This is a genomic window from Rosettibacter primus, assembly GCF_036860675.1.
Classification (GTDB): Bacteria; Bacteroidota; Ignavibacteria; order Ignavibacteriales; family Melioribacteraceae; genus Rosettibacter; species Rosettibacter primus.
Window position 1 is genome coordinate 224940 of sequence record NZ_JAYKGK010000004.1, and the last position, 26334, is coordinate 251273.

The window sequence follows — 26334 nt, forward strand, 5'->3', positions numbered from 1 at the left end:
GATTAATTTTACTGAATAGCAATATGAACATCAACACCAGCTTCATTCGTAGTAGTAGGTGGAATTCTCGAAGCTCCCTGTGGTTGAATAGTTGTTCTTCTATAGAAAATTGACATTGTTACTCGTGAACTCATAACATATCTAATTTTTGGTTCAATAGTAATATTTGTTTTCCCATCTTGAGGAGTTCCATCATCTTTAAAATTTTCCATATCATAAATAACACTCGATGTTTTACCATTTGTATAAGAAAATGAAATTTCAATATCATTCTTCAATGAAATTCCAAACATGGGCAATTCAAAACCACTTTTGGAATAACTTGCTGAAATATTTATATCTCGAGATAAGCTTTCAGTAATATTTCTTGTTGATGCACTCAAGCTATAAGAAGTTCTTGCAGTATAACGAACTGTACTCTGGAAAGAACCACCAAATAAATTATCAAATTGAAAAGTCAATCCAAGCAATGGAGAAAATGCATAATCAATTCTCTGACTCTGGACTTCCTGCAATCCATCAGGATTAATTTTCCAGCCTTCACTATAAGTTGAAGTATAAGTATGACTCAAAGAAACTCTTTTTGCAAATGAGAAAATTTCATATTTCTCAAGGCCAGACCATGAAAAATTCCAGTTGGGTCTTGGAATATATTTAGCAAATTTAGAAAGAATAGGAATTTTTGATAAGAATGATGTTGTTTCAAATCCTTTTACAAAAGCATCAGAAAGATTTTGATTTGGATTGGGAGAACGTTTATCATAAAGTTCACTTACTTTTTTAATGCCATTCCCAAAAAAAGAAAAAATTAAAGTAGGTGGAAATGTTAAGAAGGAACGGTCTATTGTTCCTGTTGAATTCAGTGTAGTTGAATAAATATTCCCAAGTGAGTCTGTTCTGAATGTTATTGATTTATTAACTCCCCAGCCAACTTTCCAGAATATATCAAGTTGTGCACCTTCCCAGAGTGGCCGAGATGTTTTTAAATCAATATCATTTTTATGAGAATAATTATCAGATATATTTCCATTAGGTGCACGTGGACCAATATCATTCGATAGACCAAGCATAAATAATCTTGATGGGCCTTTTAATGGTGATTGTTTGAAACCCCAGAAATTATTGAACCCAGTTCCTTCACCAATTAAGCCACCGCCAGTGTAACTGCTCGATTGAGAAAAATTTATAGAAATCTGGTCATAATCAAAAAAGAGCCATTTAATTCCTAACTTTAAATACTGCAATGCAATTTGAATATTGCTTGGACCTGTTACTGTATCCTCTTCAGTTGCACTAAATTCAGTAAGCTGTTTTTTTGATTGTAATGTTGTATCGGTTACATTCGTGCTGTCATTAATTTTAGTTTGTTGAGTTTGAATTTTTTCATCAACATTTGTAGGACGCTGACTTCTTCTTCCTCCTCTTCCACCTTCAATTCGCTGTTGAGGTTGTACAGGAGTTTGAGTTTTCGGAGCTTCTTGAAATAAAGGTGCAAAAATTGATTTGATACGAAAAGTTACACCGCTCGAAATTCTATTTGAATAACCTGCACTTCTTCCAAGTTCTGCCTGTTGAAAATTATTTTGCCATGAATATGCAACTCCATAAGAAAAATTAACATTTATATACCTATTTAAATCCCAGATTGATGGAAGTTTTGGATTAAGTCGAAAATCTAAGTTTTGTCTATAATTAAAATCTCTTCCAAAAAGATTTTTACTGAATATGTCATGCCAGATTTCGCTTTCAGGTCTTTCAACCTCATTTACAACCCATAAATGAGTAAGAGTTGATTGAACATCAAAATTATATGCAAGAGAAAGATTTAACAAACCGCCTTCAGTAATATTCCAGTTAAATCCTGCACTTCTTGATGCAGTAAAATCTCTTTGAATATTTGGTTTATTGGCGAGTGTCCTATTTTGTGTAAAGCTCCTTCTCCTTGTTGCACTGACAGAAGCATTAAACATTTGTGGCAGAAAATAAATTCTAACATCTTTATAATCATTAAAGATACCCACTACATCTCCAATCAGAGGTATATCAACAGGTTTAATAAATAAATCTCTGCTTAAATTTACTGAATAACTTGCACTTGCATTCCATACCCAACCATTACTTTGTAAAATAATAGGAGAACGGCCAGAAGTTTTGTTATAATTAAATCCAAAAGTTAAATTATTTATAAGATCTCGTATGTACCATTTATCTGTAGGAACTTTTATTCGAATATTAGAAAGTGCCCATGTTTCAGAAAGATTTACAGTTTGAGATTCTCTTTTTATACTTTTAACTGAATCTTCAATTACTGCAGGGTCAAGATTTTTTTCTGTCAAATATTTTCTTAATTGATTTTGGGCTTCTACAACTTTTATATCTGTTCCGGGTTTGAATAATGGATTTATTGTTTGTTCATTACGTGAGTATGAAATTCTTAAATTACTTCCAGCAAGATTTATTGGAATTAATTTCAACAAATCCATGTCAACAGACACACCCCAATTTAATCTATCTTCTCGTGTCCCAAATCTATCATTCAATTTATGGAAATACGGATTAGATTGGTTGACATTAAAATTAACACGCATCAAATCAGCAAGAGCAAGAGAACCGCTGGCGCTATAAGCCCATCCGGGTGTATCGTCAGCCTCAAGTACACGCAATTCATTTATCCAAACAGTTCCAGAAATTTTTTCTCCTGGTGTTCCTTTGTTCGATGGATTAATAATTCCAATTGTAAAAAATGTAATTCTTGTTAAAGTTGGATTTCCTCTTATTCCATAAGTATGCCCTTCTTTCCCTTCGACAGGAACTGTGTATAATTCTTTATAGTGAGATGAATCTCTTCTTTGCTTAATTGCAGTAAGTTCCGAGAAAACAATTTTCACTTCGTTCCAATTTTTATCAGAAATTTTTTCACTTGGCCTTAATGGTTGACGATATTCATAAAAGTTAGATGTATCTGAACCAAATCTGATATATACTTCAGCTGCATAATCATTAATATCTTTGTAATACGATACATTACCAGGGAAAACATTTTCATCTGTATGAATAAATAATTTCATCTGTTTATAATTAAAAACATCAAGAGGTTTATAAAGATAACGAACAACTTCTCGTTTATCTCCATCTTCCAATCCTTTAATAATAAGTTCAAGAGATTGTTCATTCTTATAAATTTGATAATCTGGCTGACTTCTATCTCTTTCTCGATGAACTCCTGGTGGTGAATGATATTCAGGATTATCCTCAACATTTACAACTGAAACTGTAAGCACAGTATCGTCAACTGTAACTTTTCTGAGTTTATTACTGTTTGGAGGGTCAAGAACTTTTTGCCATTGATTTCCAACAAGATTCATTTCAGCGAATCTTAAGTGAACAGGTTTATTTGAACCTGAAATCCAGAATCGAATAAATTCAACAACAGAAAAACTTGGGTCCCCTACTTTTTCTTTAAAATCTTTTAATGGAACTCTGAATAAATACCATCCTGAATTACTGCCCCCACCTTGAACAAATGGATTAATCTGTTTATTTGTATCTATTGGAACTACATAGCGAAAATAACTATTCACTTTATCGAGAGTAAAATTATGATTCAAATCCTCAGTGTCTGGCAGTCTTCCTAAATCAATTGAAACTGCGTTTCCTTCTGTCCCGTTAATTTTTGAATAATCTGCATTTGCAGTTAATTGGAAAGCATAATTATCAAGACTTGGGTCAGGATTGTTCACCGGGTCATAATTAGGTTCTTCACTATCTTTTAATCCATCCATTCCAGTATCTTCACCTTGGTCAACAAGGTCGTTAAAATTTTTGTCTTCAGTATCAAGTCTGCCATTTGGAATCACATCTTCACTAATTTGTCCTAAATCAATATTTAATTTCAAATCAGGTGGTGCGTTCTCTATTTTCATCCAGAATTCTATGAATTGAATATTTTCTTCAACAAGATTATTTGCTGTAGAAGAAAGTACTTTCATTATACCAGCCCAGTTTTTGCGTGTATCGCTCAAATCTGGGTACCAGTTATAATAACCTGGTTTATCAGGCAAATAGACAAGGTCTAATGCTGTAATCAGATTTTGATCAGGTGGAGCTTGTTTTCTGTCACCATAAAGATCTCTAATTGTAACATCAGAAGGAAGTCTATTAAACCAATAAGCTTTTGCTTTGTAATTCATTTTTTGCAGTTCACTCATTCCTTCAAGATAAGGGATATCATCTGGCACACTTATATCTTTCCATGAACCATATTGCATACCAAGTGGAATAGTTCTTTTTGCACCTTCAAAATCGTCAATATAAGCAATGCTTTTTCCTTCATCACTTTCGATTGTACTTTTCTTGGTATTTGGGTCTGGACTCATGTAAGCATATTCAGCATTAATATTAAAAGTTGAAGCTGCACTTGTTGAAATTACTTTATCAAGAGCTTTTGTTATGAATGGCAAATTCATATTTGATTTAAAATCAATTCCAAACATTGAATTATTCAAAGGTTCTTCGCCAATTCGAACTTTGTCGCTAAGTGTTTGCTGATTCAAATTAAAGAATGAAAATCCGAGTGTAGTTTCGCGGTTAAATTCATAAAGACCTCTTAATCCTACCAAAGTTTTAGATGCAAGCTGAAATAAATCATTTTGTTCATAAGTAATTCTTAAATCAGCACCTGGAACAAGTGCCTCTGGTTTTCGAATAATAACCTGACCAATATTATAATCTACAGTATAATCAACTCCTTCGCGAAGTTGATTTCCGTTCAAAATTACTTTGACAGAATTTTCTACAACATTAAAACCAATACTGTAAGAAGAAGTAACTGCAGCAGAATATTCACCTGTAATTAAAAATTTATCTTTCGCACGGTCTTGTTTTGCAAAAGTTACAGTTGTGTCGTAAACAGCTTGATATCTTAATGTATCAGGCAAACCGTTTGAACCCGTAGGGAAATTTTTGCCAAATGGTTCAAGCACAGGAAAAACAATTTCACCTGTTTGAGGAAAAATTGTTCTACCAGGAAAGAAATCGAATGCACCATCTGGGCCTCCAGTTCCACTTTTATCTGTTTTATCCAGACCAAAAGCTTGAATTAATTTTATTCCATTATAATCACTTTGAGGTTCACCACCTTCAAATTGATATTTAATATCAAGTGTAAATCCTTCTTCTTTTACATCTCTTCCACCAATCGGATAAATATTTCTAAGCTGAAGTTTCCATGCTTTTTTGAATTGAGGTTGAAGATTTGGAGGTTTGACAAGTTTCAATACAATTCTTGCACTTGAATCTGCAGCAACATCTTGAATAAATTCACCATAATAAATATCATCATCCGGCGAAGAAGTAGGACCTTCAATTCTATATGCTACTGCAATTGCATCTTGATCTTGAATTTGTGTTTTAAAACTTATAAAACCAGTTTCCTTATGAATTACATAATCAACATCCTGCTGAAGCATAATCCAGCGTCTATCAATCTCTTTAACACCTGGAACAGTCTGTTCGTTTGTATTCCTTAGATTGTCATAACGTTGATTTTTTGTTCTTCTTGGCAAATCTATATAAGCATTTCCTTTACGTTCATTTGGGTTTACAAGGCCCGTAATAGTTTTCCAAACTTCAATATCTTTCACTCGAATTGAATCGTGAACAATTGGGATTGAATTTCCGTAATAATCATTAAACACATTAAGTCTTGGGTCAGCATAAACATCATTTATAAAAAAATGATTAGGTGAATAATCATAAGCATGAATTTGGAACTGTTGAGTTTTTGCTCCACCTGTTACAGAAACTTCCTGAACCTCGCCTTTCTTTTGAGAAGCTAAAGCAGTCAACTTAAATGGACCCATTTGCATTTGAGCTTTAATTCCGAATAATGCTTCGCTGCCACCAACAAGTGGAGAAGATTGCAAAGAAACATTCCCTGCTTCTATACTTTGAATTATTTCATCTTCATAACCTGTGTATTTTATCTTTAATTGATTTTCATATTGAAATGTCCTTTCTGTATTCCAGTCTGCTGAAAGATTAAGTTTATCTCCAATTGTACCATTAAGATTAATTTGCACCTGCTGTTTAAAATCGGGTTCATTTCTTGTATTTCCAAGTGCAGAGGTTGTGATACCTTCTGTTGTTTCATTACGCCAAGCACCATGAATATCAACTGCACCAGCTATTTTTATATTTATTTTTGGTGGACCAAAAATACTGAACAAGGATTTACTTGGAAGCGGAATTTCAATATTAGTAATGTCTGTTATTAATTGACTCAAATCTTTTTTTGTATCTTTTAATTTGTATTGATAACCAAGCTGTTCCCAGTTATCTCTTGTAATTGCTTCGAGACGTAATTTAATATACTCTTCGAGTGGCATTTCAAGAAATATTTTTGCTTCCTGCCCGCCAATTTTCTCTTTAATAATTACTTTAGTACCCGTTGAATCAAGTTGCACAATTCGATTTAAAGTGGCAGTTGATGGATAAACAAAAAATGGAGATTGTCTTTTAGGTCTGAATGGAACAACATAATAGTCTTCTCTAAATGCACGAAAATATTTTAACCTTGCAGTTGAATCTGCTGCAAGTGAATCAATTCTTTTAATTGAATCCTGCTTAGCCTTAAACTTAATCGAATCTGATCTTGACATTTTTACATGAACAGTATCTTTTCCAAGTAAGGGTTTTTCTTTATTATCTGTTGTATCCGGTATAATCAGCTGTGAATTAAGATATGCAAGATATTGATTAAAAAGTTCTTTTTGTGGTTTTGAAGGCTTATCAAATTCAGGATTTGAAGAACTAACAAAATTGAAGCAAGCATCAAATAAAATTAAATCGGTTTTTTGTCTGGATTGACTGGTAAATCCAAAAAAGACTATTACACTGAATAGAAATATCGGGATGAATAAAACTTTTATCCAGAAACTTAAAATATTTTTATTTGCGGAAGAGATAGCAGAACCTTCTAATTATTTACAATAATGGTAGAAAGAAAGTTATAAATCCTCCTTGAATTATTGGACTCAAATTTAATAAAAAAATTCAGGAAATATCAATTATCAAAATTGTCATTCTCTTCAAAATAAATATTATGTCTTTCTGATTTATTAAAATTTTTTGTGCATCTAAAAAATGATTGCAGCTTTTGGATTTGGCTTTTTTCGATTATCTAATCTTACAAATTAAATTATATCATTCAAATGCGTTTTAATTTGTATAGTATCTATAATTGAATTTTTATCGATTATGACGGCACTTAATTTATTACCCACACATGCACCAGTATCAATATAAAGAGCATTTGAATCTTCTACATAAGTTATATCTGGTTGTTTTGTATGTCCAACAATTTGAAGTTTACCAAGATTTAATAATGGGTCACGAGTCCACATAATACCTCTATCACTCGAAATATCATTTTCAATTAATGGAGCTAATAAATTTAGATTATCCCTAAAATCTGGAGGCAAATATTTTTCGTAATGAACTGAAATACCTGCATGAGAAATAAAACAATCATCAAGATTATGAAAAAGAGGAGCTGATTTAATGAATTCAATATGTTCAAACATTTCTTTTTCATGATTTTCATACGAAAGCAAAGTAGTTTCATTTCCATTAAAAAACCATGAGCGTGCAAAAATACTGGAAGGTTCTTTAAAAAAATGATAAAACATATAATCATGATTGCCTGGTGTTAGAATTATATTTTTTTCTTTTACAAATTTTATAACTTCATAACTGTAGTTGCCTCTATCGACTAAATCACCTACTGTATAGATTGGAACTTCGGGATAGAGCTCTATAATTTTATTATAGAGTTCTACCAAGGTATAATAGCAGCCATGAATATCACCAATTACAGCAACCATAATTAGATATGATAAGTTTTCTTAGCAAATTCAGTTAATTCATCTCGAAAAGCTGGGTGTGCAATATTAATAAGCGCTCGTGCTCTTTCCTGAATACTTTTACCAAATAAATTTGCAATCCCATATTCAGTTACAACATAATGCACATCACCGCGTGTTGTTACAACACCTGCTCCAGGTTTTAAGATAGGAACAATCTTGGAATATTTTAAATCTTTTGTTGCAGAAGGAAGTGCAATAATTGGTTTACCACCTTCGGAACGAGATGCACCTCGTATGAAATCAACCTGTCCACCAATACCGCTAAAAAATTTAGTGCCTATACTGTCTGCACAAACCTGACCGGTTAAATCAATTTCAATAGCAGAATTGATAGCCACCATTTTATTATTTTGTGCAATCAGGAATGGGTCATTAACATATTCTTGAGGATGAAATTCAAACACAGGATTGTTATCAATGTAATCGTATAATTTTTTTGTACCTAAAACAAAACCAGCCACAACTTTACCTGGATGCAAAGTTTTTTTCTCTCCATTTACAACACCTTCCTCAATTAAATCAATTAATCCATCAGAAAACATTTCTGTATGGACACCCAAATCATTTTTATCATGCATATAACGCAAAACTGCATCAGGAATTGCACCTATTCCCATCTGCAGAGTAGAACCATCCTCAATTAAACTTGCAACATTTTTGCCAATTTTATCAAATATATCAAGCATTTCTGGTGTTGCATCAGGATCAACTTGAGGAAGTTCCTGCAAAGGTTGGTCAACTTCAACTATATAATCAATTTTATTAACATGAATAAAACTATTTCCTAAGCCACGAGGCATTTGTTTATTAACCTGAGCTATAACACATTTAGCTTTTTCAGCCGGAGTTTTAATATTTCCCACATCGATTCCAAAACTGCAGAATCCATGTTCATCTGGCGGCGAAACATGAATTAATGCAACATCTGCCTGAATAACTCCTCTCTTAAATAACAACGTAACTTCTGATAAAAATATTGGAATAAATTCTGCTCTTCCTTCATTGATTGCATGACGTGCATTTGCTCCAATAAAAAATGCTTTGTGCTTAAAATGTTTTTCCATTCCAGGTTTTGTGTATGGTAAATCTCCTACAACAAGTATATGGTAAATTTCAACATCATAAAGTTCATCTTTCCTTTCTACAAGTGCATTTATCAATTCAAGAGGGGCAGCACAGCCTGGTTGAATAATAATTTTATCACCGCTTTTGACATATTTAACAGCTTCTTCAGCAGTTGTAACTTTTGAATTATATTTTTTAACCCATGCTGCATTAACAGGTTTATCAATTTTTATTTTTTCTATTGTCATACTAATTCCAAATTAATTTTAAGCAAATTAATTGGTCGGGAAAACATGAAGACGTCTGTATTCAAGATTAAAAGCTTCTGCAATACTTTCATTCGTACAATAGCCATTATAAGTACAAACACCTTTAGATAAACCGGCATCACTCAACAATGCTCTTGATAATCCATTATCAGCAATTTCTCCAATATAATCAATTGAAGCATTTGTTAAGCCATAACTTGCAGTTCGTGAGACCAATGCTGGCATATTGGGAACACAGTAATGAATTACATCATGCATTATAAAAATTGGATCTGAAAGAGTCGTTGGTCTGCTTGTTTCTATGCAGCCTCCCTGGTCTATAGAAACATCAACAATTACTGCTCCTTTTTTCATCGATTTAACCATATCTTCTGTTACAATATGAGGTGTTTTTCCAGCTTTTATTTGAATTGCACCAATCAAAAGGTCAGCAAATTTAACACCTCTGGCAATTGTATATTGATTTGCTGCAACAGTTGTAATACTTTTTGAAATCAAGTCATTAATTCTTTTTAGTTTTCTTAAATCTTTATCAAGAACAATTACATGTGCGCCGCGTGAATAAGCACTTCTAGCTGCATTAAAACCCACAACACCAGCTCCAATAATTACTACTGCAGCAGGAGCTACCCCTGCAATTCCTCCCATTAAAATTCCTCTTCCATATTGTGAATCACTTCCAAGAAATCTTTCTCCAACAGAAATAGCTAATTGTCCTGCAATCTCACTCATTGACTGCAGAACAGGCAGTTGTTCATCTTTTTCAATTAGTTCGTATGCAATTGCTGTTATTTTTTTAGCAAGTAATTTTTCTAAAATAATTTTTTTGCCTACAGCAAGATAAAGAAATGAAAAGATGATTTGCTCTTCTTGAAGTAAATCGACTTCATCTTCAGTCAAGGGAGCTACTTTAACAATCATTTCTGAGCGACGATACACTTCTTCTGCATTGTATACAATGTTAGCTCCAACAGCACGATATTCATCATCTGTAAAATGACTTTCAAGTCCTGCTCCTGTTTCAATAAAAACAGTATGACCTGCCTTTACAAGTGTATTAACTCCAGCAGGTGCAACTGCAACCCTCTTTTCTTCTCTTGTTATTTCTTTAGGTATTCCTATTCTCATTTTTTATGAAAATTAGTTAATAGATTTCTGTTCACTGTTTACTTTTTATTTGAACGAAAAATACTTATTAATATCTGTTTCTACAAACAATTATTTTTTTAATTAAACTGGCGTCAATGGTTTATTCCCTTTTAAAACTTCTGCTACATTTTGAGCAGCAAGCAAAGCCATTTTTGTTCGAGTTTCAAAAGTAGCACTTCCAATGTGAGGCAATAAAAATACATTATTTAGTTTCAAAAGTTCTGGATTGACATTCGGTTCATTTTCATATACATCAAAGCCGGCTGCAAATATTTTGTTCTTTTTCAATAATTCGATTAAAAATTTTTCTTCAACTACTTCTCCCCTTGAGGTATTAACTACAATTGCACTCTCTTTAAGTAAAGAAAGATTTTCTTTATTTAACATGTGATAAGTTTTTTCCGTAAGCGGGACATGAATTGAAATTATATCAGCATTTTTTAATAAATAATTCAAACTAACTCTCTTTGCATTGGTTTTCTTTTCAAGTTTATAATTTCTTGACCGGCTGTAATAAATAATTTTTGTTTTGAAAGCTTTCATTCGAATCGCTGCTTCTGATCCAATTCTTCCTGCTCCAATTATTCCAATTGTTTTATCTTTAATATCATAACCAAGTAATAATGATGGTTTCCAGCCTTTAAATTTTCCTTGCCGCATCATTTTATTTCCTTCGTGGAATCTTCTTGCACAGGCAAGTATTAATGCTACAGCAATATCGGCAGTTGCATCTGTTAAAACTTCAGGTGTGTTAGTTACAACTATATTTTTTGATTTTGCATATTCAACATCAATATTATTATAACCGACAGCATAATTGGCAATTATTTTACACTTTTTAAGATTATCAATTACTTCTCTATCAATTTTATTGCTTAGTAAACAAATTAAAGCATCTGTATCCGATGCTCTTTTTATCAATTCATTTTTTGTAATTATTCTATCTTTCTCAAAAGTTTCTACAATAAAACCATGTTTTTCTAGAAAGGACTCGATATTGCCCACAAGTTTTTGAGTTATAAAAATTTTCTTTTTCATATTTTATCCAAAAATTAATTTAACTATAAAAAATGCGCCAAGGATGCCAGCTATATCTGCAATTACACCCGCAGCTACTGCATGTCTTGTTTTACGAATGTTAATTGAACCAAAATAAAGAGCAAGGACATAAAATGTAGTTTCTGTGCTACCCATAATTGTAGAAACCAAAATCCCGATGAAAGAATCAGGTCCATGAACTGAAATAATTTCAGACATTATTCCAAGTGAACCGCTTCCTGAAAGAGGTCTCATTAGTGCCATTGGCAATGCTTCCGCAGGAAATCCAATCAAATTGGTTAATGGTGACAAAATAACAATTAAAAATTCCATTGCTCCGCCGGCTCTAAAAATGCCGATTGCAATTAACATTGCAACAAGATAAGGAATAATCTTTACAGCTATGTTAAACCCTTCTTTAGCACCCTCTACAAAAATTTCGTATAACTTTATTTTTTTTATCAATCCATAGATTACAAAAATTATAATTATCAGAGGGATAGCTAAAGCAGATAAAATTTCTATGAAATTTTTTATAACACCAACATCAATTTCTTTCAGATGATTCTTTATTAATAAGAAAAGTAAAATCAACCCAATTATTATTGAAAAAATTATGATAAATGATTTTATGTTTCTTTTAATTGATGAATTAAATTGATTAATTCCAAGAGGGAATTTTTCTAAAGTCTTAGCTGCAATAATTCCCATAATAGTTGCACATAAAGCTCCAAAAAAAGATGTCCCAATAATTATCGCTGGATTACTGCTGCCCGCTGCAGCACGAACAGCAATGGCAGTCGCTGGAATTAATGTTAATCCAGCAGTATTAATTGCAAGAAAGGTACACATTGCATTAGTAGCAGTACCTTTATTCGGATTTAGTTTGTCAAGTTCTTCCATTGCTTTTAAGCCAAAAGGAGTTGCAGCATTTCCAAGTCCAAGCATATTAGCTGAAATATTCATAATCATTGATGCAATAGCAGGATGATTTTGTGGGACATCGGGGAATAAGAATTTTGTTAATGGACGAAAAGCATTTGCTATGATTTTTATAACTCCTGATTCTTCAGCAATTTTCATAATACCAAGCCAGAATGCCATAATTCCAATTAATCCCAATGCAATTTTAACAGCAGTAGATGCATATTCAATCAAAGCATTTGTAACCTCTTTCATCTTTACAAAAGATACTTTTTCTAAATACATAGAAGCTGAATAATTAAGTGAATCTATTTTACCTTGCAATATTAATTTGCCTGTTATGTCGTCTTCTTTTCCAGAAGATTTTGCAATTGTATTCCATATTTCGGGGGAATTTTTTTCAAGTGTAAAATAAATTAAGAAGGTATTACGATTTTTAGTTTTAGTTAATTTGATATTTTGATTAATATCATTCTTGATGGTTGTCTTGTAAAAATCATTAAAAACTTTTGAACTGATGTAAAGTGTAGAGTTAAATGATTTTTTTTCTTCAATATCTTTATTATCAAATTGACAAATTACATTTAATGGTTGACCATTGTTATATTTGTTTGTTGATATGTCAATTATATCTAAAGTTAGTGCAGTACTAATTCCAAGAGCCAAAATAGCAAACCAGATATAATTGAGCATAATTTTTCTCAGAATAATATTTTTTGAACATCAAATTAAAAATTAATAATAAAAAACACAGATTTTTTTAGAGAATTGTTATCATTAAAATGAGAATTGAGTAATTTGCAATATCGTTACAAAAAATTTTTAATCACAAATAAAAAGTAAATTATGAAAATAGGATTAGTACAGTTTTCTCCTGTATGGGAAAACAAAGAAGCAAGCATTCAAAAAATTCAAAGATTGTTAAATGACTTATCCGAAAAAGTTGATATGTTAATTTTTCCGGAAATGACACTTACTGGTTTTACAATGAATAATAATATTCACGCTGAAGAAATTGACGGAATTGGAATGAAATATTTTTTATCGTTAGCTGCTAAACTTAAAACAAATATTTTCTTTGGTATAATTGAAAGAAACGGCAACAATACATTTAATTCACTCATTCATATTAGCCAAGAAGGATTGATAACTGCATACTACAGAAAAATTCATCCTTTCAGTTATACAAAAGAAAATAAATATTATAAAGAAGGTAATGAACCTGTAATCACTAAAATTGACCAGATAAAAATTGGATTAAGCATTTGTTACGATTTACGTTTCCCCGAACTTTTTAGGTTATATGCAAAAAATAGAGCAGAAATTTTAATCAACATAGCTAATTGGCCTGTTGACAGAATAGAACATTGGAAATGTTTACTCAAAGCAAGAGCAATTGAAAATCAATGTTTTATGATTGGCGTAAATAGAATTGGTGAGGACCCATTTTGTAAATACATTGGTTTTAGTGCTGTATTTGACCCAATGGGAAATGAAATTATAATTAATGAAAATGAAGAAAAAATTTTAACATGTGATATTGATTTAAACAGAGTAAATGAAGTAAGAACAAAATTACCATTTTTGAATGATATCAAATTAATTTGATAAGGACAGTTCAACACATTACAAATATTTTATAGAATTTATAATTCTTGCAGTTGTACTATTTTTCTTTGCTAACTTTACAAGAAAAATTAAACGCAAAGGACCCCAAGAACTGAATATTTAATTATCTTAATAACTTCCAGAAAGCATTAACAAATTATTATAAAATTTTTGAGTTATTAAAATCTTTGCAGACTTAACATTTTTCTTCGCGGACTTTGCGATTCAATAATTAATTACAAAATTACATAATTATAAAAATTGGTAAGTATTACTTAAACAAATGTTTATTCTTAATTCTTTATTCTTAATTCTAAATTCTTCATTCTATTTTTTCTCATTTAATTTATGTGTAATTAATCTTATACCATTTCTATTTGTAATATAAAGCCAAATCCATTCTGCCATTACACTATAGCGATTTCTAAAACTAATTAAATAAAGGATATGAACAAGGCTCCAGATAATCCATGCAAACAAGCCACTAAATTTTAATTCCGAGATTTGAGCAACAGCTTTTGCTTTGCCAATTGTAGCCATTATTCCCTTATCAAAATATTTGAAAGGTTCTCTATTTTCAGGTGTAATATTTTTCTTAATGATATTTGCGACATATTTACCTTGTTGAATTGCAACAGGAGCAATGGCAGGTAATGGTTTATTATTTTCAATGAATAAAGCAGCATCACCAATAACAAAAACTTCAGGATGATTTTTCAATGAACAATCTTTTTGCACTATTGCTCTGCCAATTTTATCTACTTCTACATTCAAGGATTGTATTAAAGAAGGGATGGAATTGCCTGCTGCCCAGATTACATTGTAAGTTTCAATAAACTTACCATTAATTTTAACACCATCTTTGTTAATCTCAGTTACTTTTGAATTTAGAAGAATATTCACACCTAATTTAGTTAATGATTGTTTTGCTTTTTCACTTAGAGAAGAATCAAAAGCAGGAAGAATTTTATCCGAAGCTTCGATTAAAAAAATTTTTGTTTTTGATGGATCAATATTGCGAAAATCTTTCAACATAGTTTTCTTAGCAATTTCTGCAATTGCACCTGCTAATTCAACTCCTGTAGGTCCGCCGCCAACGATTACAAAAGTTAAATATTTTTCAATTTCTTTGGCATCATTCAGCAATTCTGCTTTCTCGAAAGAAAGCAGCATTTTCTCACGGATATAAAGAGCATCAGAAATTGTTTTCAAACCTGGAGCATATTTAGCCCACTCATCCTTCCCAAAATATGAATGCTTAGAACCAACAGCTAAAATTAAATAATCATAAGAATACTCTTTCAATATCTCCTGTTCTTCTTCAATACTGACAAATACTTTTTTACTATCAAGGTCAACTTTTTTAACTTCAGACAAAATTACAGTAACATTCTTTTGTTTATATACAATTGATCTTATTGGAGCAGCAATATCTGCAGGCGATAAAGCAGCAGTTGCCACTTGATACAACAATGGTTGGAATAAGTGATGATTAGTTTTATCGATTAATAATATTTGACAATCAGAATTTTTTAATGACCTTGCTGCAGTCAATCCACCAAAACCAGCTCCAACGATAATGACATTCTTTTTCATTAGATTTAATCATACTTTTATAATTACAACAATTAATATCATTACTTAATTCAAATAAAAAAATACTGCCCTCTTTGCCCTCTTCAAATAGTAACAAAATTTACATTAGTAATTATTCGTGATATTATTTATGCTATATTATAAAATATTGGTATTTGTTATTGATTAAATAATATTTTCAAAAAGACTTAAAATATTCTTTACAGATATCTTAAGCATGTTTTATAAAATTATTTTTTTACCAAGATTATTAACTAACATAAAAATATTTTCCTATTACTGTGATTTATTCCTCATCTATTCCTATATATACTCTCCCCTTTTCTATTTTTACTGGGAACGTGTCAATCCTATAATCTTCTCCATCAAGATTATATCCCGAGATAAGTGAAAAATTTTTTTTATGAAACGGACAAGCTACTTTAGGTTCTCCATTTTTATCACCTATTATCCCTCTTGATAAAGCTAATTGATTTTTATGAGGACATAAATTTTGTACTGCATACCATTCACCACGAGAAGTGAAATTAAATACTGCAATCTGTTTATCCTCATATTTTATACATACACCGCCATTTTCTGGTACATCATTTACCGTGCAGGTATATAACCATATTTTTTTTTCAATTATATCTATCATATATATTCCCCTTTCTTTGTTAATTAATGTGTATTTAGGTAGTGTAGCAAATTACTTTTTTTGAATTACTTCATTAATTGCATTTATAAGATATATTAATTTGGGCGGGTTAGATTCTTTGGTTACATTAACTCCAAAATTCCTAAGTGCTGATGAACAAACAGGCCCTATTGAGATAATGAATACTCTATTTAAATTTTCTATTAATCTTTTTATTCTGTTTAATCGATTAGCTAATCTAAATAAATTACTTACTTGTGAAGCACTTGTGAATGCTACAACATCTATCCTATTATTTTCAAGTGCATCCATTAATCCAATTAGTGGTTGTACATTACTCGGCAAATCCCATTTGTAAGATGTAATTTCTGTAACATTTCCGCCTTTCTCGACAATAGTTTTTCGTAATAATTCATTTTTCTCCCCATAGTTTTGTATTACTATATTTTTATTTTTTAAATCGTATTTCATTAGTTCAATTATTACTTCAGATGTAGTAAATGGTTCTTTGGCATAGCCAGTAGGATGAACATTGTATGTTCTCAACGCAGCAGCAGGTTTATTACTACGTACAATGATTTTTGCTCTGTTTAGATGATAGAAAAATTTATCATTCAGTCCTATGTTTTTTACAGCCTCAAATAAAAACTTTACTCCTACACCGGTTTGAAATATAAAAATATCCGGGGGCATAATATCCCATTTAGTAATCAAATTAATAAGCTCATTAATATTAATATCAGGTACTTCAGAAATTGCCGGGGCTAAGAAAGGAATTCCCCCATTTTTTCTGATTAGATTTGCTAACTGTTCGCTCGTTCTATTTTCTAAAATTGCAATCACTTTGTTTTCCATAGTAATTCCTTAATAAAAGTTACACTTTATCGAGGCTGTAAATATTTCCCCAACCTTCAGGAATTTTTTGTCCTCTTACTTCTTTGAAAACTAATGTTGAATCCTTTTCGTCCGAATTAATAAAATATCTAAATTGTTTTTTTATAGTTTCATTTTCGATTGCTTCTTTCCATTCACATTTATATGAATCGACTAATCTTTGCATTTCTTCTTCTAATTCTTTACATATACCCAAAGAATCATTAATGATAACATCTTTTAGATATTCAATCCCTCCTTCCATATTATTCAACCAAGTTGCAGTTCGAGTTAAAGGGTCAGCTGTTCGAATATAAAACATTAGAAACCGGTCTAAATATTTTATACATGTTTCTTCATCTAAATCAGAAGCTAATAAAACAGCATGTTGAGGTTTAGCACCGCCATTACCACATACAAATAGATTCCAGCCTTTTTCTGTAGCAATTATACCGAAATCTTTTGCTTGAGCTTCTGCACATTCACGTATACAACCGGAAACGCCACCTTTAATTTTATGAGGTGCTCTAATTCCTTTATATCTATTTTCGATTCTTATTGCAAAGCTAACTGAATCCTGAACTCCAAAACGACACCATGTAGAACCAACACAACTTTTAACGGTTCTAACAGCTTTTGCATATGCATGACCGCTCTCAAAACCAGCATTAATCAATTCTTCCCATATTGATGGTAAATCATTTAATTGTGCACCAAACATATCAATTCTTTGACCGCCGGTTATCTTGCAATATAATCCATATTTCTTTGCAACACGACCAAGAGCAATCAATTTATCAGGTGTAATTTCTCCCCCGGGAATTCTTGGCACTACTGAATAAGTTCCACCTCTTTGTATATTTGCCAAAAATCTATCGTTTGTATCCTGCAAAGTTCTATGCTTTTTATCGAGTACATTTTCATTCCAGATACTTGATAACATAGAAGCTACTGCAGGTTTGCAAATTTCACAACCGTAACCTTTACCATAACGCTTAATTAAATCATCAAAAGTCTTTATTCTATGAAAACGAATAAGATCAAATAATTGTTGACGAGAGTAATCAAAATGTTCGCATAATATTTTCTTTTTGTATACCCCCATTTTTTTCAATGTATCATTTAATAAATCACTCAGCATTAAAGAGCAACCGCCACAGCCTGTTCCAGCTTTTGTTAATTTTTTTATTGATCCGACATCGCCCAAATTATTTTCTTTTATTGCATTACAAATTTTCCCTTTTGTTACATTTTCACATGAACATATTATTGCATCATCAGGCAAAGAAGATATACCAAAATTTTTATTATTGTTTTCACTTGTGATATTTTCAAATATTAAACTTTCTGGATTATCGGGAAGGATTAATTTATTCCTATACATTTGTAAGAGTTTATTATAATCATTAGTATCGCCAATTAATATTCCTCCCAATAAATATTTACCATCGGATGAAATATTTATTCTTTTATAAATTCCTTTATTATGATTTTTATAAACAATTGAATGATGTTCTCTTTCTTCACCCAATGCATCGCCAAAACTTGCAACTTCTGCTCCTATTAATTTTAATTTTGTAGACATATCAAAATTGACAAATTCTTTATTCCCGCCATTTAAATGAGAAACTACAACATCTGCCATTTCATATCCCGGTGCAACAAGTCCATAAATTGTATTGTTATGTAAAGCACATTCTCCAATAGCATAAATATCGGGATTAGATGTTTGTAAAAAATTATTAACAACAATACCCCCTTTATCCCCAATTTTTAACCCTGCCTGTTTTGCTAATTCATCTCTTGGACGAATTCCAGCAGAAATTATTAACATATCAGTTTTCAGTTCAGTGTTATCAGTAAATATAATCTTCTCAATTTTGTGATTCCCAATTATTTCTTTAACAGATTTATTTAAATGAACTTTAATGTTCATAGATTCTATTTTTGATTTAAGTAAATTGCCTCCTTCATTATCAACCTGTCGGGATAATATTCTGGATGAATAATCTATAATATGTGTTTCCAAACTCAAATCAATCAACGCTTTTGCTACTTCGAGACCTAATAAACCTCCGCCTAACACTGCGCCAATTTTTGAATGTATGCTGTAATCTATAATTTTATTTAAGTCATCAATTGTTCTATAGACAAACACACCTTCTTTTTCTCTGCCATGTATAGGTGGAACATAGGGGTAAGAGCCAGTAGCTAAAACTAATTTATCATAACTCAGTTCCAACCCGTTTTTTGCTTTAACAATTTTTAATTCAGGATTTATTGATATAACCGGATTATTTATATGTATAGTTATATTGTTTTCTTTATACCATTTTAGAGGTGCAAGAGTAAGTTTTTCTTCATTTCTATCTTTAAAATATTCTGTTAAATGAACTCTATCATACGCTATTCTCGGTTCTTCACCAAAGACTGTTATATCGAAACAGTTACTTCCTGCTTTTTCTATTAACTTTTCACAAAATTTATAACCAACCATTCCATTACCAACTACTATAATTTTCATATTCCCGGTTGAATTTAGCTTTATCATATTATTTACCTTTCATATTGTTTTTACTTCCTATTAATCTGTAATATCAAATTTTCGTTTTAAGGATTTGGGGACCACATATATGTTCCATCATTATAATATTCGCATTTCCAGATTGGAACTTCATGTTTAATTTTATCAATGATATATTGATTAGCCATATATGCTTCTGACCTATGTTCATGCTGCGTTATTACAATTACTGCTACTTCATTTACATTAACTTTTCCCATTCTATGGATTGCATTTGCGTGTAAAAGATTCCACTTTGTTATTGCTGATTCTAGAATATTTTTAATCATTTTTTCTGCCATTGATATATATGATTCATATAAAATGTATTTCACGGTTTTATTTTTATTATTTTGTCGTATTTTTCCACAAAAGATTACTACTGCACCTCCCTTAAAATTTGCCGCATCAGATACAATCTTATTTATATCAATCTTTTTTTTGCTTAAATACTGCATGTTATCCTCCGCTTACTGGAGGAATTATGTAAATAGTATTATTTTTTTTAATAATTGTATTATCATCTACAAATTCTTCATTTATTGCAAAACGAGAATTATCCAGTATGTTTTTTATTTGTGGTTGTTTATTAATTAATAAATTTCTCAATTGTTCTATAGAACTATCTTCATCAATAATTAACTGAAATTCTTCGGGTAAATAATCTTTAAGATTTGCAAATATTTTTATAGTCACTTTCATATTAATCCCGTTGATGTTTTATTATTAACCTCCTATTGCAATCATTGGTGTTGCACAACCTGTAAATTTTATAGATTGTTTTTGACTTAATGCTTTTATTAAACTATCTTTGAGCAAATTTTCATCATGAATAATATTTGCAATATTTTCTTTCACTTCACTGCTTATGCATCCATAAATATTACCATAACTGTCTAATCTTAATCGGTCACAATCAGAACAAAATGGTTGTGATTCGTTCGATATAGTTCCAAATTCATAACCATTTTCAATTTGCCAATATGTAGCAGTAGCATTTGCTCTTCTATAAGATTTAACTATCAAATACTTATTATTAATTACACTTATTATTTTATTTGTAGAATAAAAGTATTTATCGAACTCTTTGAAGTATAAATGACCCATTTTCATTAATTCTAAAAATCTAACCTTGATATTTTTTGATATCCCAAATTCCAACAATGGGATTATTTGATTTTCATTAATATTTCTCATAATAACCGAATTAATTTTTACAGAGATATTATTTCTAAGTGATTCTTCTATTCCTTCAATTACTTTATTAAGTGCATCGGTTCTTGTTATTAAATAAAATATTTTTGAGTCGATTGCGTCTAACGAAATATTAATTTTTCTTACTCCAGCTACGGATAAATTCTGTGCTATTTTCTTTAATAGGTATCCATTAGATGTAATCTTAATGTTATCAATGTTATAGAATCTTAATCTTTCAATAAAAGGAATTAGATTATGATATAAAGTAGGCTCTCCTCCTGTTAATCTAATAGACTTAAAATGAAATATTTTATTTAATACATTAACAATCTCAGCTAACTCCATATAGTTTAGAACTTTCAATCCATTTTTCTTTGATATAAAACCTTCTTCTCTGCAGTATGTGCAATAAAAGTTGCAAACATTTGTCAAACTTACTCTAAGCGTACCGAATGTTCGTCCATATTTATCTGAAATAAACATTTTATTCTTCATATCTTTCTAATGTTTTTAATCTTATTTCAAAGTTTTCCTTTGGAGATGAACAGATGTAGCAGGAATAAGTATCTGGCAATTCTTCGAAAGAAGTTCCTGGATTAATATTATTGAAAATATCCCCTACTTCAGGATCATAAACAGTATTACAATCTTTGCATACATAAATTTTACCAGGCACCCAATAATGTTTTACTTTTTTTGAATTCTGATTAGTCTGATTATTATTATGATAAAGTTTTTCTAAATCTTCGTAATACTTTTTTGATAAATATTTTATTGTGTTAATCAAATTACTTTTGAGATACTCACGACTAATAAATACTGAATTTTCTTTTACAGGATTAAAGTTCTCTGAATAATAAATATCATAGTATTTGAAAAATGGGAGTAAAGGAAATGGATTTTTTATTTTAATAGAAATGTCTGCTGTAAAATTAAAATCATCGTTTGTGCAAATACCATAAATCAAATCTGAGTTTTTTATTCCGTTTTTATATAATTCCTTAATTAGATATGATTTTAATTTTTCTGCTGATGTATTGAAATCTTCATGCTTCCAATAAATTTCTGATGATAAATGTTCTAAATTAAAGCAATGTTTACCAATTATTATTTTCCAATTAATTAAATCTTCCTCTTTTATGTTTTTTATTATGATAGTCTTCCATGTAGTAATATAGATTTTATTAATCTTTCTTTTTATACATTCTCTTAAAATATTCTCAAAGAAATTGACAGAATTTTCGGAATCAAAATTGAAGAGTTCTATCCACGAGTTATTCCCATTTGGATTTATTCTGTCATAATTGTTAGACGCCTTTTGAAATTTTAGTTCTTCATGTTTTTCAATAAAAATATATTTGAATTTTTCATTTATATATTTCTGAATATTTTCTATATCATAATCTTGCTTATCAATTATATATTCTTCTGCTTCTTTAGCTAAAGCTCCCAAATCGGAACTATATATTAGTTTATTCCAGCAATAAAATTTATTCTGCAATGGATTTTTAATAAGGAAGTACCAGAAATTATGATAGTTTGAAGCTACAAAACATAAATCACAATCAAAAGGTGATGCAAGATTCTGATTGATATCAATAATGTTGATTTTCAACTTAGGTTGATAATCAAATGTATCAAGGACATCGTTAAAAATGCTCTCTTTAATCCAGGAAGTTGTACCTTTAAGGTCTATTGCAACATAAGAGCTAACAATATTTGGATTATTCTCTACCTCAGTAAAATATTTTATATTGCTCTGATTAAGTGAATTAAGAATTTTATCAACATACTTATTGCTCAGAACTAAATATAAATTTTGTCTATTGCCTAAGTAAATCTTAATCCTGTTATAATTTTTAATAATATCTATTATTAATCGTAGCTGGTCTACATAAACAATTCCACCTTTAAAATTTATCTTTAATATGTTTTTTGTTTTTTTCATTGCAAAACTTCTTCCTTAATGATTGAACTAATGTTCTTAAGTTGTGCATCCAATATTTTTTTGATTTCTGGTCTGCAGCTGCCACAGCTTGTCCCAGCACTTGTTACATTACATAATTCATCAATATTTGTAATACCGGTTTTAATTTTATTTATCAGTGTTGATTCACTAATAGAATTGCAGGAACAAATTATTTTGCCATTTAATGAAATATCGTTATTAGAAGGTCTTAATAACTGAGACCTTTTTTCTTCAGAGAGTTCAATTTTATTTTTTATAAGATTTTTAAATTCGTTAACCTCGCTTTTATCTCCGATTAATACAGCCCCAATTAATCTCTGATTATGGACAATACATTTTTTATAGTATTTCTTTTTTCTATCGATAAATATTACTTCTTCATAATTGTTATCATCGGGTGGAATTTGTGTTGTTCCAATTGTAATGAGATCAAAACTATTCATCTTTAGTATATTCACAGACAATGAACCTTCATAGTAAACACTCATGTTGCCGCTTAAATGTTTTGCAAGAATTTCTGCTTGTTCTTTTATTGCAATAATATTTCCATAACAAATGTTATTGAATTCAGCAATTTCACCTATGGCATAAATTGACGAATCTGAAGTTTGTAAATACTTATTTACAATTACACCTTTACCACATTTTAGGCCTGCATCTTTAGCTATTTCAATGTTTGGTATTGTACCAGTAGCAAGTATTAAGGCATCACATTCAATATATTCTCCGCTTTTTAGTTTTATACTTGTCAGTCTTTCTTTTCCAAATACTAATTCAACTTCATTATTAAAATTAATTTTTATGCCTCTAGCGATAAGTTCATCAAGTAATAATTGACTTGCCTGCAGGTCCAGGTATTTATCCATTAAACGCGATGTTCTATGAATTATAGTTACTTGCACATCTTTTTCAGATAATGAAGAGGCTAATTCAATACCAAGCAATCCTCCGCCAACAATAACAATGCGATTATCTTTTTTACAATATGGCAGTAATTTATCCGCATCGTTAATTGTTCTCAAATAAAATATTCCCTCAATATTTAGATTAAGAGATTCAATAATTTTAGGTCTGCTTCCTGTAGACAAAATTAAAACATCATAATTATGTTCATTACCATTAGTATCAATAACAGTTTTAGATTCTCTATTTATTTTTTTAATAGCAACTCCTTTTTTTATGGAGATATTGCACCCATCATTTTTACTTTTCATTATAATTCTATGCCAGTTTAATTCTCCCGAGATATAATACGGTAAAAGTGTTCTATTGTAGAATGGTTGTAATTCTTCGGAAAAGATTTCAATGTCATCATTGGCATTAAGTTTTGTATAATACTTAATAAAATTGAATGCAGATATACCAGCTCCAATAAGTATTATTTTTTGTTTTTTCTTTAAATACTTTTTAACTTCTACCGCAGCATACTTAAGGTCAGGTTCTTTAGATAATGGATCGATTAGGTTGTTCGTTAGATTATTTGCACGGCATAAATCTGAATTTAAAATTTTGCCCCAATGCATGGGAAGAAAAACAACACCTTTTTTTATATCTTCATTTATCTTAGCTTCAACAATAACATTGCCTCTTTTATTTTTAATTTCTACAAGGTCTCCATCACAAATATTTCTTTCATCAGCATCAACGCGATTTATTTCCAAGTATGGATAAGGAATGTGTTGTTTTAATTTTTTTACTTTACCTGTTTTGGTCATTGTATGCCATTGATCACGAATTCTACCTGTTGTAAGTATAAGTGGAAAATCATCATTTGTATTTTCAGATTCATTCATATCAGGAGTTTTATGAATTAATGCTTTTTGAGTTTTTGTATAGAAATTAAAATCTGAAAACAATCTTTTTGCTTGAAAATCATCCAATGATTTAAATGGCCATTGGACTGTGCCTTTTTCTTTTAAGATAGAATAGTTAAGAGCCGATATATCAGCATTTGTTCCTTTTGATAACCTGCAATGTTCATCAAATATTTCACTCATATTTTTATAATTAAATGCTTTTCCGAAACCCATTTTATTAGCAAATCGTATTATAATTTCAGCATCGGGCAATGCTTCGCCTGGAGGTAATACTACTGGAGACAAGTAAGAAATTCTTCTCTCTGAATTTGTCATCGTTCCTTCTTTTTCAGCCCAGGAAGCAGCCGGTAAAATAACATCGGCATAATTCAATGTTTGTGAATTTTTAGATATATCTTGAACAACAACAAACTTTGCCATTTGCAGTGCTTTTTCAACTTTTCTTGAATCTGGCATACTTACCACAGGGTTTGTACATATAATCCAAATTGCCTTAAGTTTGCCTTCAATCAATGCATCAAACATTTCGGTTGCAGATAACCCTGGCTTGGATTTAATTTCCTTGCTTCCCCAAAATTCCTGTAAAAATTTTCTATGTTCAGGATTTGATAGTTCCCTGTGATTAGGTAAAAGATTACACATTCCACCAACTTCTCTTCCTCCCATTGCATTAGGTTGACCTGTTAATGAAAATGGTCCACAGCCAGGTTTCCCTATTTTTCCTGTAATTAGTGATAAGTTTATCATGCTTAAATTTTTCTTGACTCCTACTACACTTTGGTTTAATCCCATTGCCCAGAAAGAAATAAAGCCGTTTGATTTACCGATAAATTCAGCGGCTTTAATTATTAGTTCTACAGGGACATCACAAATATCAGATGCTTCACTTAGGCTTCGGTTCATAACTAATTTTTTGTATTCTTCAAATCCTTCTGTATGCTTCTCTATGAAATTTTTGTCTATATAATTCATTTCAATCAAACAACGCCCAATAGCATTGTTTAATACTATATCTGTTCCGGGTTTTAATTGAAGATGAATATCTGCAATAGAGCATGATTCAGTATGTCTTGGATCAGCTACAATTATTTTTACATCTGGATTATTGTTCTTATGTTTTTCAATTCTTCTGAACAAAATAGGATGACACCAGGCTGGATTTGCTCCACTTATATATAAACAATCTGCCAATTCAATATCTTCGTAACTACACGGAACTGCATCTTCTCCCAATGATAATTTATAAGCTGTAACTGCAGAACTCATACATAATCTTGAATTTGTATCAATATTATTCGAACCAATAAAACCTTTCATCAATTTGTTGATAACATAATATTCTTCAGTTAAACACTGACCTGACACATAAAAACCAATTGAATCTGGTCCATATTTTTTAATTAATGCTTTGAAAACATTGGCAATGCGATTCAAAGCATCATCCCAGGAAACTCTTTTCATTTGATGGCTGCGGGATAATCGCATCTGAGGATAAAGCAACCTGTCTGATTTGTCATTTACTGTAAAATGAAGATTAATTCCCTTTGAACATAACATCCCTTTATTTACAGAATTATCAGGGTCGCCTTCAACTATAATTTTATTTTCGGAAATTTTTTTTATCACTATACCGCAGCCTACACCACAGTAACAACATGTTGATTTATATGAATCGTATTTCATTATGCTACTTTCTAATTT

Annotated in this window: 16 protein-coding genes; 1 reads left to right on the forward strand and 15 read right to left on the reverse strand. The window is 30.6% G+C overall.

Going from position 1 to position 26334, the window contains the following annotated elements; translation table 11 throughout:
• Nucleotides 1–8 precede the first annotated feature (8 nt).
• From sov to VJY32_RS07365, 6 genes are all read right to left on the reverse strand, one after another.
• The gene (gene sov, locus VJY32_RS07340; protein ID WP_353677258.1) at nt 9–6659 is read right to left on the reverse strand and encodes a T9SS outer membrane translocon Sov/SprA; all 6651 of its coding nucleotides are present in this window, start codon (nt 6657–6659) and stop codon (nt 9–11) included.
• A 534-nt stretch (nt 6660–7193) separates the two neighbouring features.
• Nucleotides 7194–7883 carry a metallophosphoesterase gene (locus VJY32_RS07345; RefSeq protein ID WP_353677259.1) on the reverse strand — a complete coding sequence of 230 codons (690 nt, stop codon included), beginning with the start codon at nt 7881–7883 and terminating at the stop codon, nt 7194–7196.
• A 2-nt stretch (nt 7884–7885) separates the two neighbouring features.
• Nucleotides 7886–9238, reverse strand: coding sequence for an acetyl-CoA hydrolase/transferase family protein (locus VJY32_RS07350; protein WP_353677260.1), 1353 nt, complete (start codon nt 9236–9238; stop codon nt 7886–7888).
• Nucleotides 9239–9265: 27 nt separating this feature from the next.
• Nucleotides 9266–10387 (reverse strand): alanine dehydrogenase, encoded by a 1122-nt coding sequence (locus VJY32_RS07355; protein ID WP_353677261.1) that lies wholly within the window; start codon nt 10385–10387, stop codon nt 9266–9268.
• 102 nt (nt 10388–10489) lie between these two features.
• Nucleotides 10490–11446: a 2-hydroxyacid dehydrogenase gene (locus tag VJY32_RS07360; protein ID WP_353677262.1), complete on the reverse strand. Its 957-nt coding sequence runs from the start codon at nt 11444–11446 to the stop codon at nt 10490–10492.
• Between the two features lie 3 nt (nt 11447–11449).
• Entirely contained in the window at nt 11450–13063 is a 1614-nt protein-coding gene (locus tag VJY32_RS07365) for a nucleoside recognition domain-containing protein (RefSeq protein ID WP_353677263.1), read from the reverse strand.
• Between the two features lie 153 nt (nt 13064–13216).
• Between VJY32_RS07365 and VJY32_RS07370 the strand changes: the two genes are divergently transcribed.
• Nucleotides 13217–13978 (forward strand): nitrilase-related carbon-nitrogen hydrolase, encoded by a 762-nt coding sequence (locus VJY32_RS07370; protein WP_353677264.1) that lies wholly within the window; start codon nt 13217–13219, stop codon nt 13976–13978.
• A 327-nt stretch (nt 13979–14305) separates the two neighbouring features.
• Here the strand turns inward: VJY32_RS07370 and VJY32_RS07375 are convergent, their stop codons facing one another.
• From VJY32_RS07375 to VJY32_RS07415, 9 genes are all read right to left on the reverse strand, one after another.
• Nucleotides 14306–15574, reverse strand: coding sequence for an NAD(P)/FAD-dependent oxidoreductase (locus tag VJY32_RS07375; protein WP_353677265.1), 1269 nt, complete (start codon nt 15572–15574; stop codon nt 14306–14308).
• A gap of 286 nt (nt 15575–15860) precedes the next feature.
• Nucleotides 15861–16214, reverse strand: a complete 354-nt coding sequence (nirD, locus tag VJY32_RS07380) for a nitrite reductase small subunit NirD (protein ID WP_353677266.1) — start codon at nt 16212–16214, stop codon at nt 15861–15863.
• A gap of 51 nt (nt 16215–16265) precedes the next feature.
• Nucleotides 16266–17069, reverse strand: coding sequence for a uroporphyrinogen-III synthase (locus tag VJY32_RS07385; RefSeq protein WP_353677267.1), 804 nt, complete (start codon nt 17067–17069; stop codon nt 16266–16268).
• Nucleotides 17070–17088: 19 nt separating this feature from the next.
• The gene (gene nirB, locus VJY32_RS07390; protein ID WP_353677268.1) at nt 17089–19638 is read right to left on the reverse strand and encodes a nitrite reductase large subunit NirB; all 2550 of its coding nucleotides are present in this window, start codon (nt 19636–19638) and stop codon (nt 17089–17091) included.
• A 59-nt stretch (nt 19639–19697) separates the two neighbouring features.
• Nucleotides 19698–20108, reverse strand: a complete 411-nt coding sequence (locus tag VJY32_RS07395; protein WP_353677269.1) for a molybdenum cofactor biosynthesis protein MoaE — start codon at nt 20106–20108, stop codon at nt 19698–19700.
• Between the two features lies 1 nt (nt 20109).
• The gene (locus VJY32_RS07400) at nt 20110–20352 is read right to left on the reverse strand and encodes a MoaD/ThiS family protein (protein ID WP_353677270.1); all 243 of its coding nucleotides are present in this window, start codon (nt 20350–20352) and stop codon (nt 20110–20112) included.
• Between the two features lie 24 nt (nt 20353–20376).
• Nucleotides 20377–21342 (reverse strand): GTP 3',8-cyclase MoaA, encoded by a 966-nt coding sequence (locus VJY32_RS07405; protein WP_353677271.1) that lies wholly within the window; start codon nt 21340–21342, stop codon nt 20377–20379.
• Nucleotides 21332–22795, reverse strand: a complete 1464-nt coding sequence (locus tag VJY32_RS07410) for a rubredoxin (protein WP_353677272.1) — start codon at nt 22793–22795, stop codon at nt 21332–21334. Before VJY32_RS07410 ends, VJY32_RS07405 begins: the two co-directional genes overlap by 11 nt.
• Nucleotides 22792–26316, reverse strand: a complete 3525-nt coding sequence (locus VJY32_RS07415; RefSeq protein WP_353677273.1) for a molybdopterin-dependent oxidoreductase — start codon at nt 26314–26316, stop codon at nt 22792–22794. The genes VJY32_RS07410 and VJY32_RS07415 overlap by 4 nt, the downstream gene beginning before the upstream one ends.
• Nucleotides 26317–26334: the final 18 nt, after the last annotated feature.

Coding starts and splice junctions, on each gene's coding strand:
- sov (WP_353677258.1), bottom strand. CDS start 6,659: ATGTCAAGATCAGATTCGATTAAGTTTAAGGCTAAGCAGGATTCAATT.
- VJY32_RS07345 (WP_353677259.1), bottom strand. CDS start 7,883: ATGGTTGCTGTAATTGGTGATATTCATGGCTGCTATTATACCTTGGTA.
- VJY32_RS07350 (WP_353677260.1), bottom strand. CDS start 9,238: ATGACAATAGAAAAAATAAAAATTGATAAACCTGTTAATGCAGCATGG.
- VJY32_RS07355 (WP_353677261.1), bottom strand. CDS start 10,387: ATGAGAATAGGAATACCTAAAGAAATAACAAGAGAAGAAAAGAGGGTT.
- VJY32_RS07360 (WP_353677262.1), bottom strand. CDS start 11,446: ATGAAAAAGAAAATTTTTATAACTCAAAAACTTGTGGGCAATATCGAG.
- VJY32_RS07365 (WP_353677263.1), bottom strand. CDS start 13,063: ATGCTCAATTATATCTGGTTTGCTATTTTGGCTCTTGGAATTAGTACT.
- VJY32_RS07370 (WP_353677264.1), top strand. CDS start 13,217: ATGAAAATAGGATTAGTACAGTTTTCTCCTGTATGGGAAAACAAAGAA.
- VJY32_RS07375 (WP_353677265.1), bottom strand. CDS start 15,574: ATGAAAAAGAATGTCATTATCGTTGGAGCTGGTTTTGGTGGATTGACT.
- nirD (WP_353677266.1), bottom strand. CDS start 16,214: ATGATAGATATAATTGAAAAAAAAATATGGTTATATACCTGCACGGTA.
- VJY32_RS07385 (WP_353677267.1), bottom strand. CDS start 17,069: ATGGAAAACAAAGTGATTGCAATTTTAGAAAATAGAACGAGCGAACAG.
- nirB (WP_353677268.1), bottom strand. CDS start 19,638: ATGATAAAGCTAAATTCAACCGGGAATATGAAAATTATAGTAGTTGGT.
- VJY32_RS07395 (WP_353677269.1), bottom strand. CDS start 20,108: ATGCAGTATTTAAGCAAAAAAAAGATTGATATAAATAAGATTGTATCT.
- VJY32_RS07400 (WP_353677270.1), bottom strand. CDS start 20,352: ATGAAAGTGACTATAAAAATATTTGCAAATCTTAAAGATTATTTACCC.
- VJY32_RS07405 (WP_353677271.1), bottom strand. CDS start 21,342: ATGAAGAATAAAATGTTTATTTCAGATAAATATGGACGAACATTCGGT.
- VJY32_RS07410 (WP_353677272.1), bottom strand. CDS start 22,795: ATGAAAAAAACAAAAAACATATTAAAGATAAATTTTAAAGGTGGAATT.
- VJY32_RS07415 (WP_353677273.1), bottom strand. CDS start 26,316: ATGAAATACGATTCATATAAATCAACATGTTGTTACTGTGGTGTAGGC.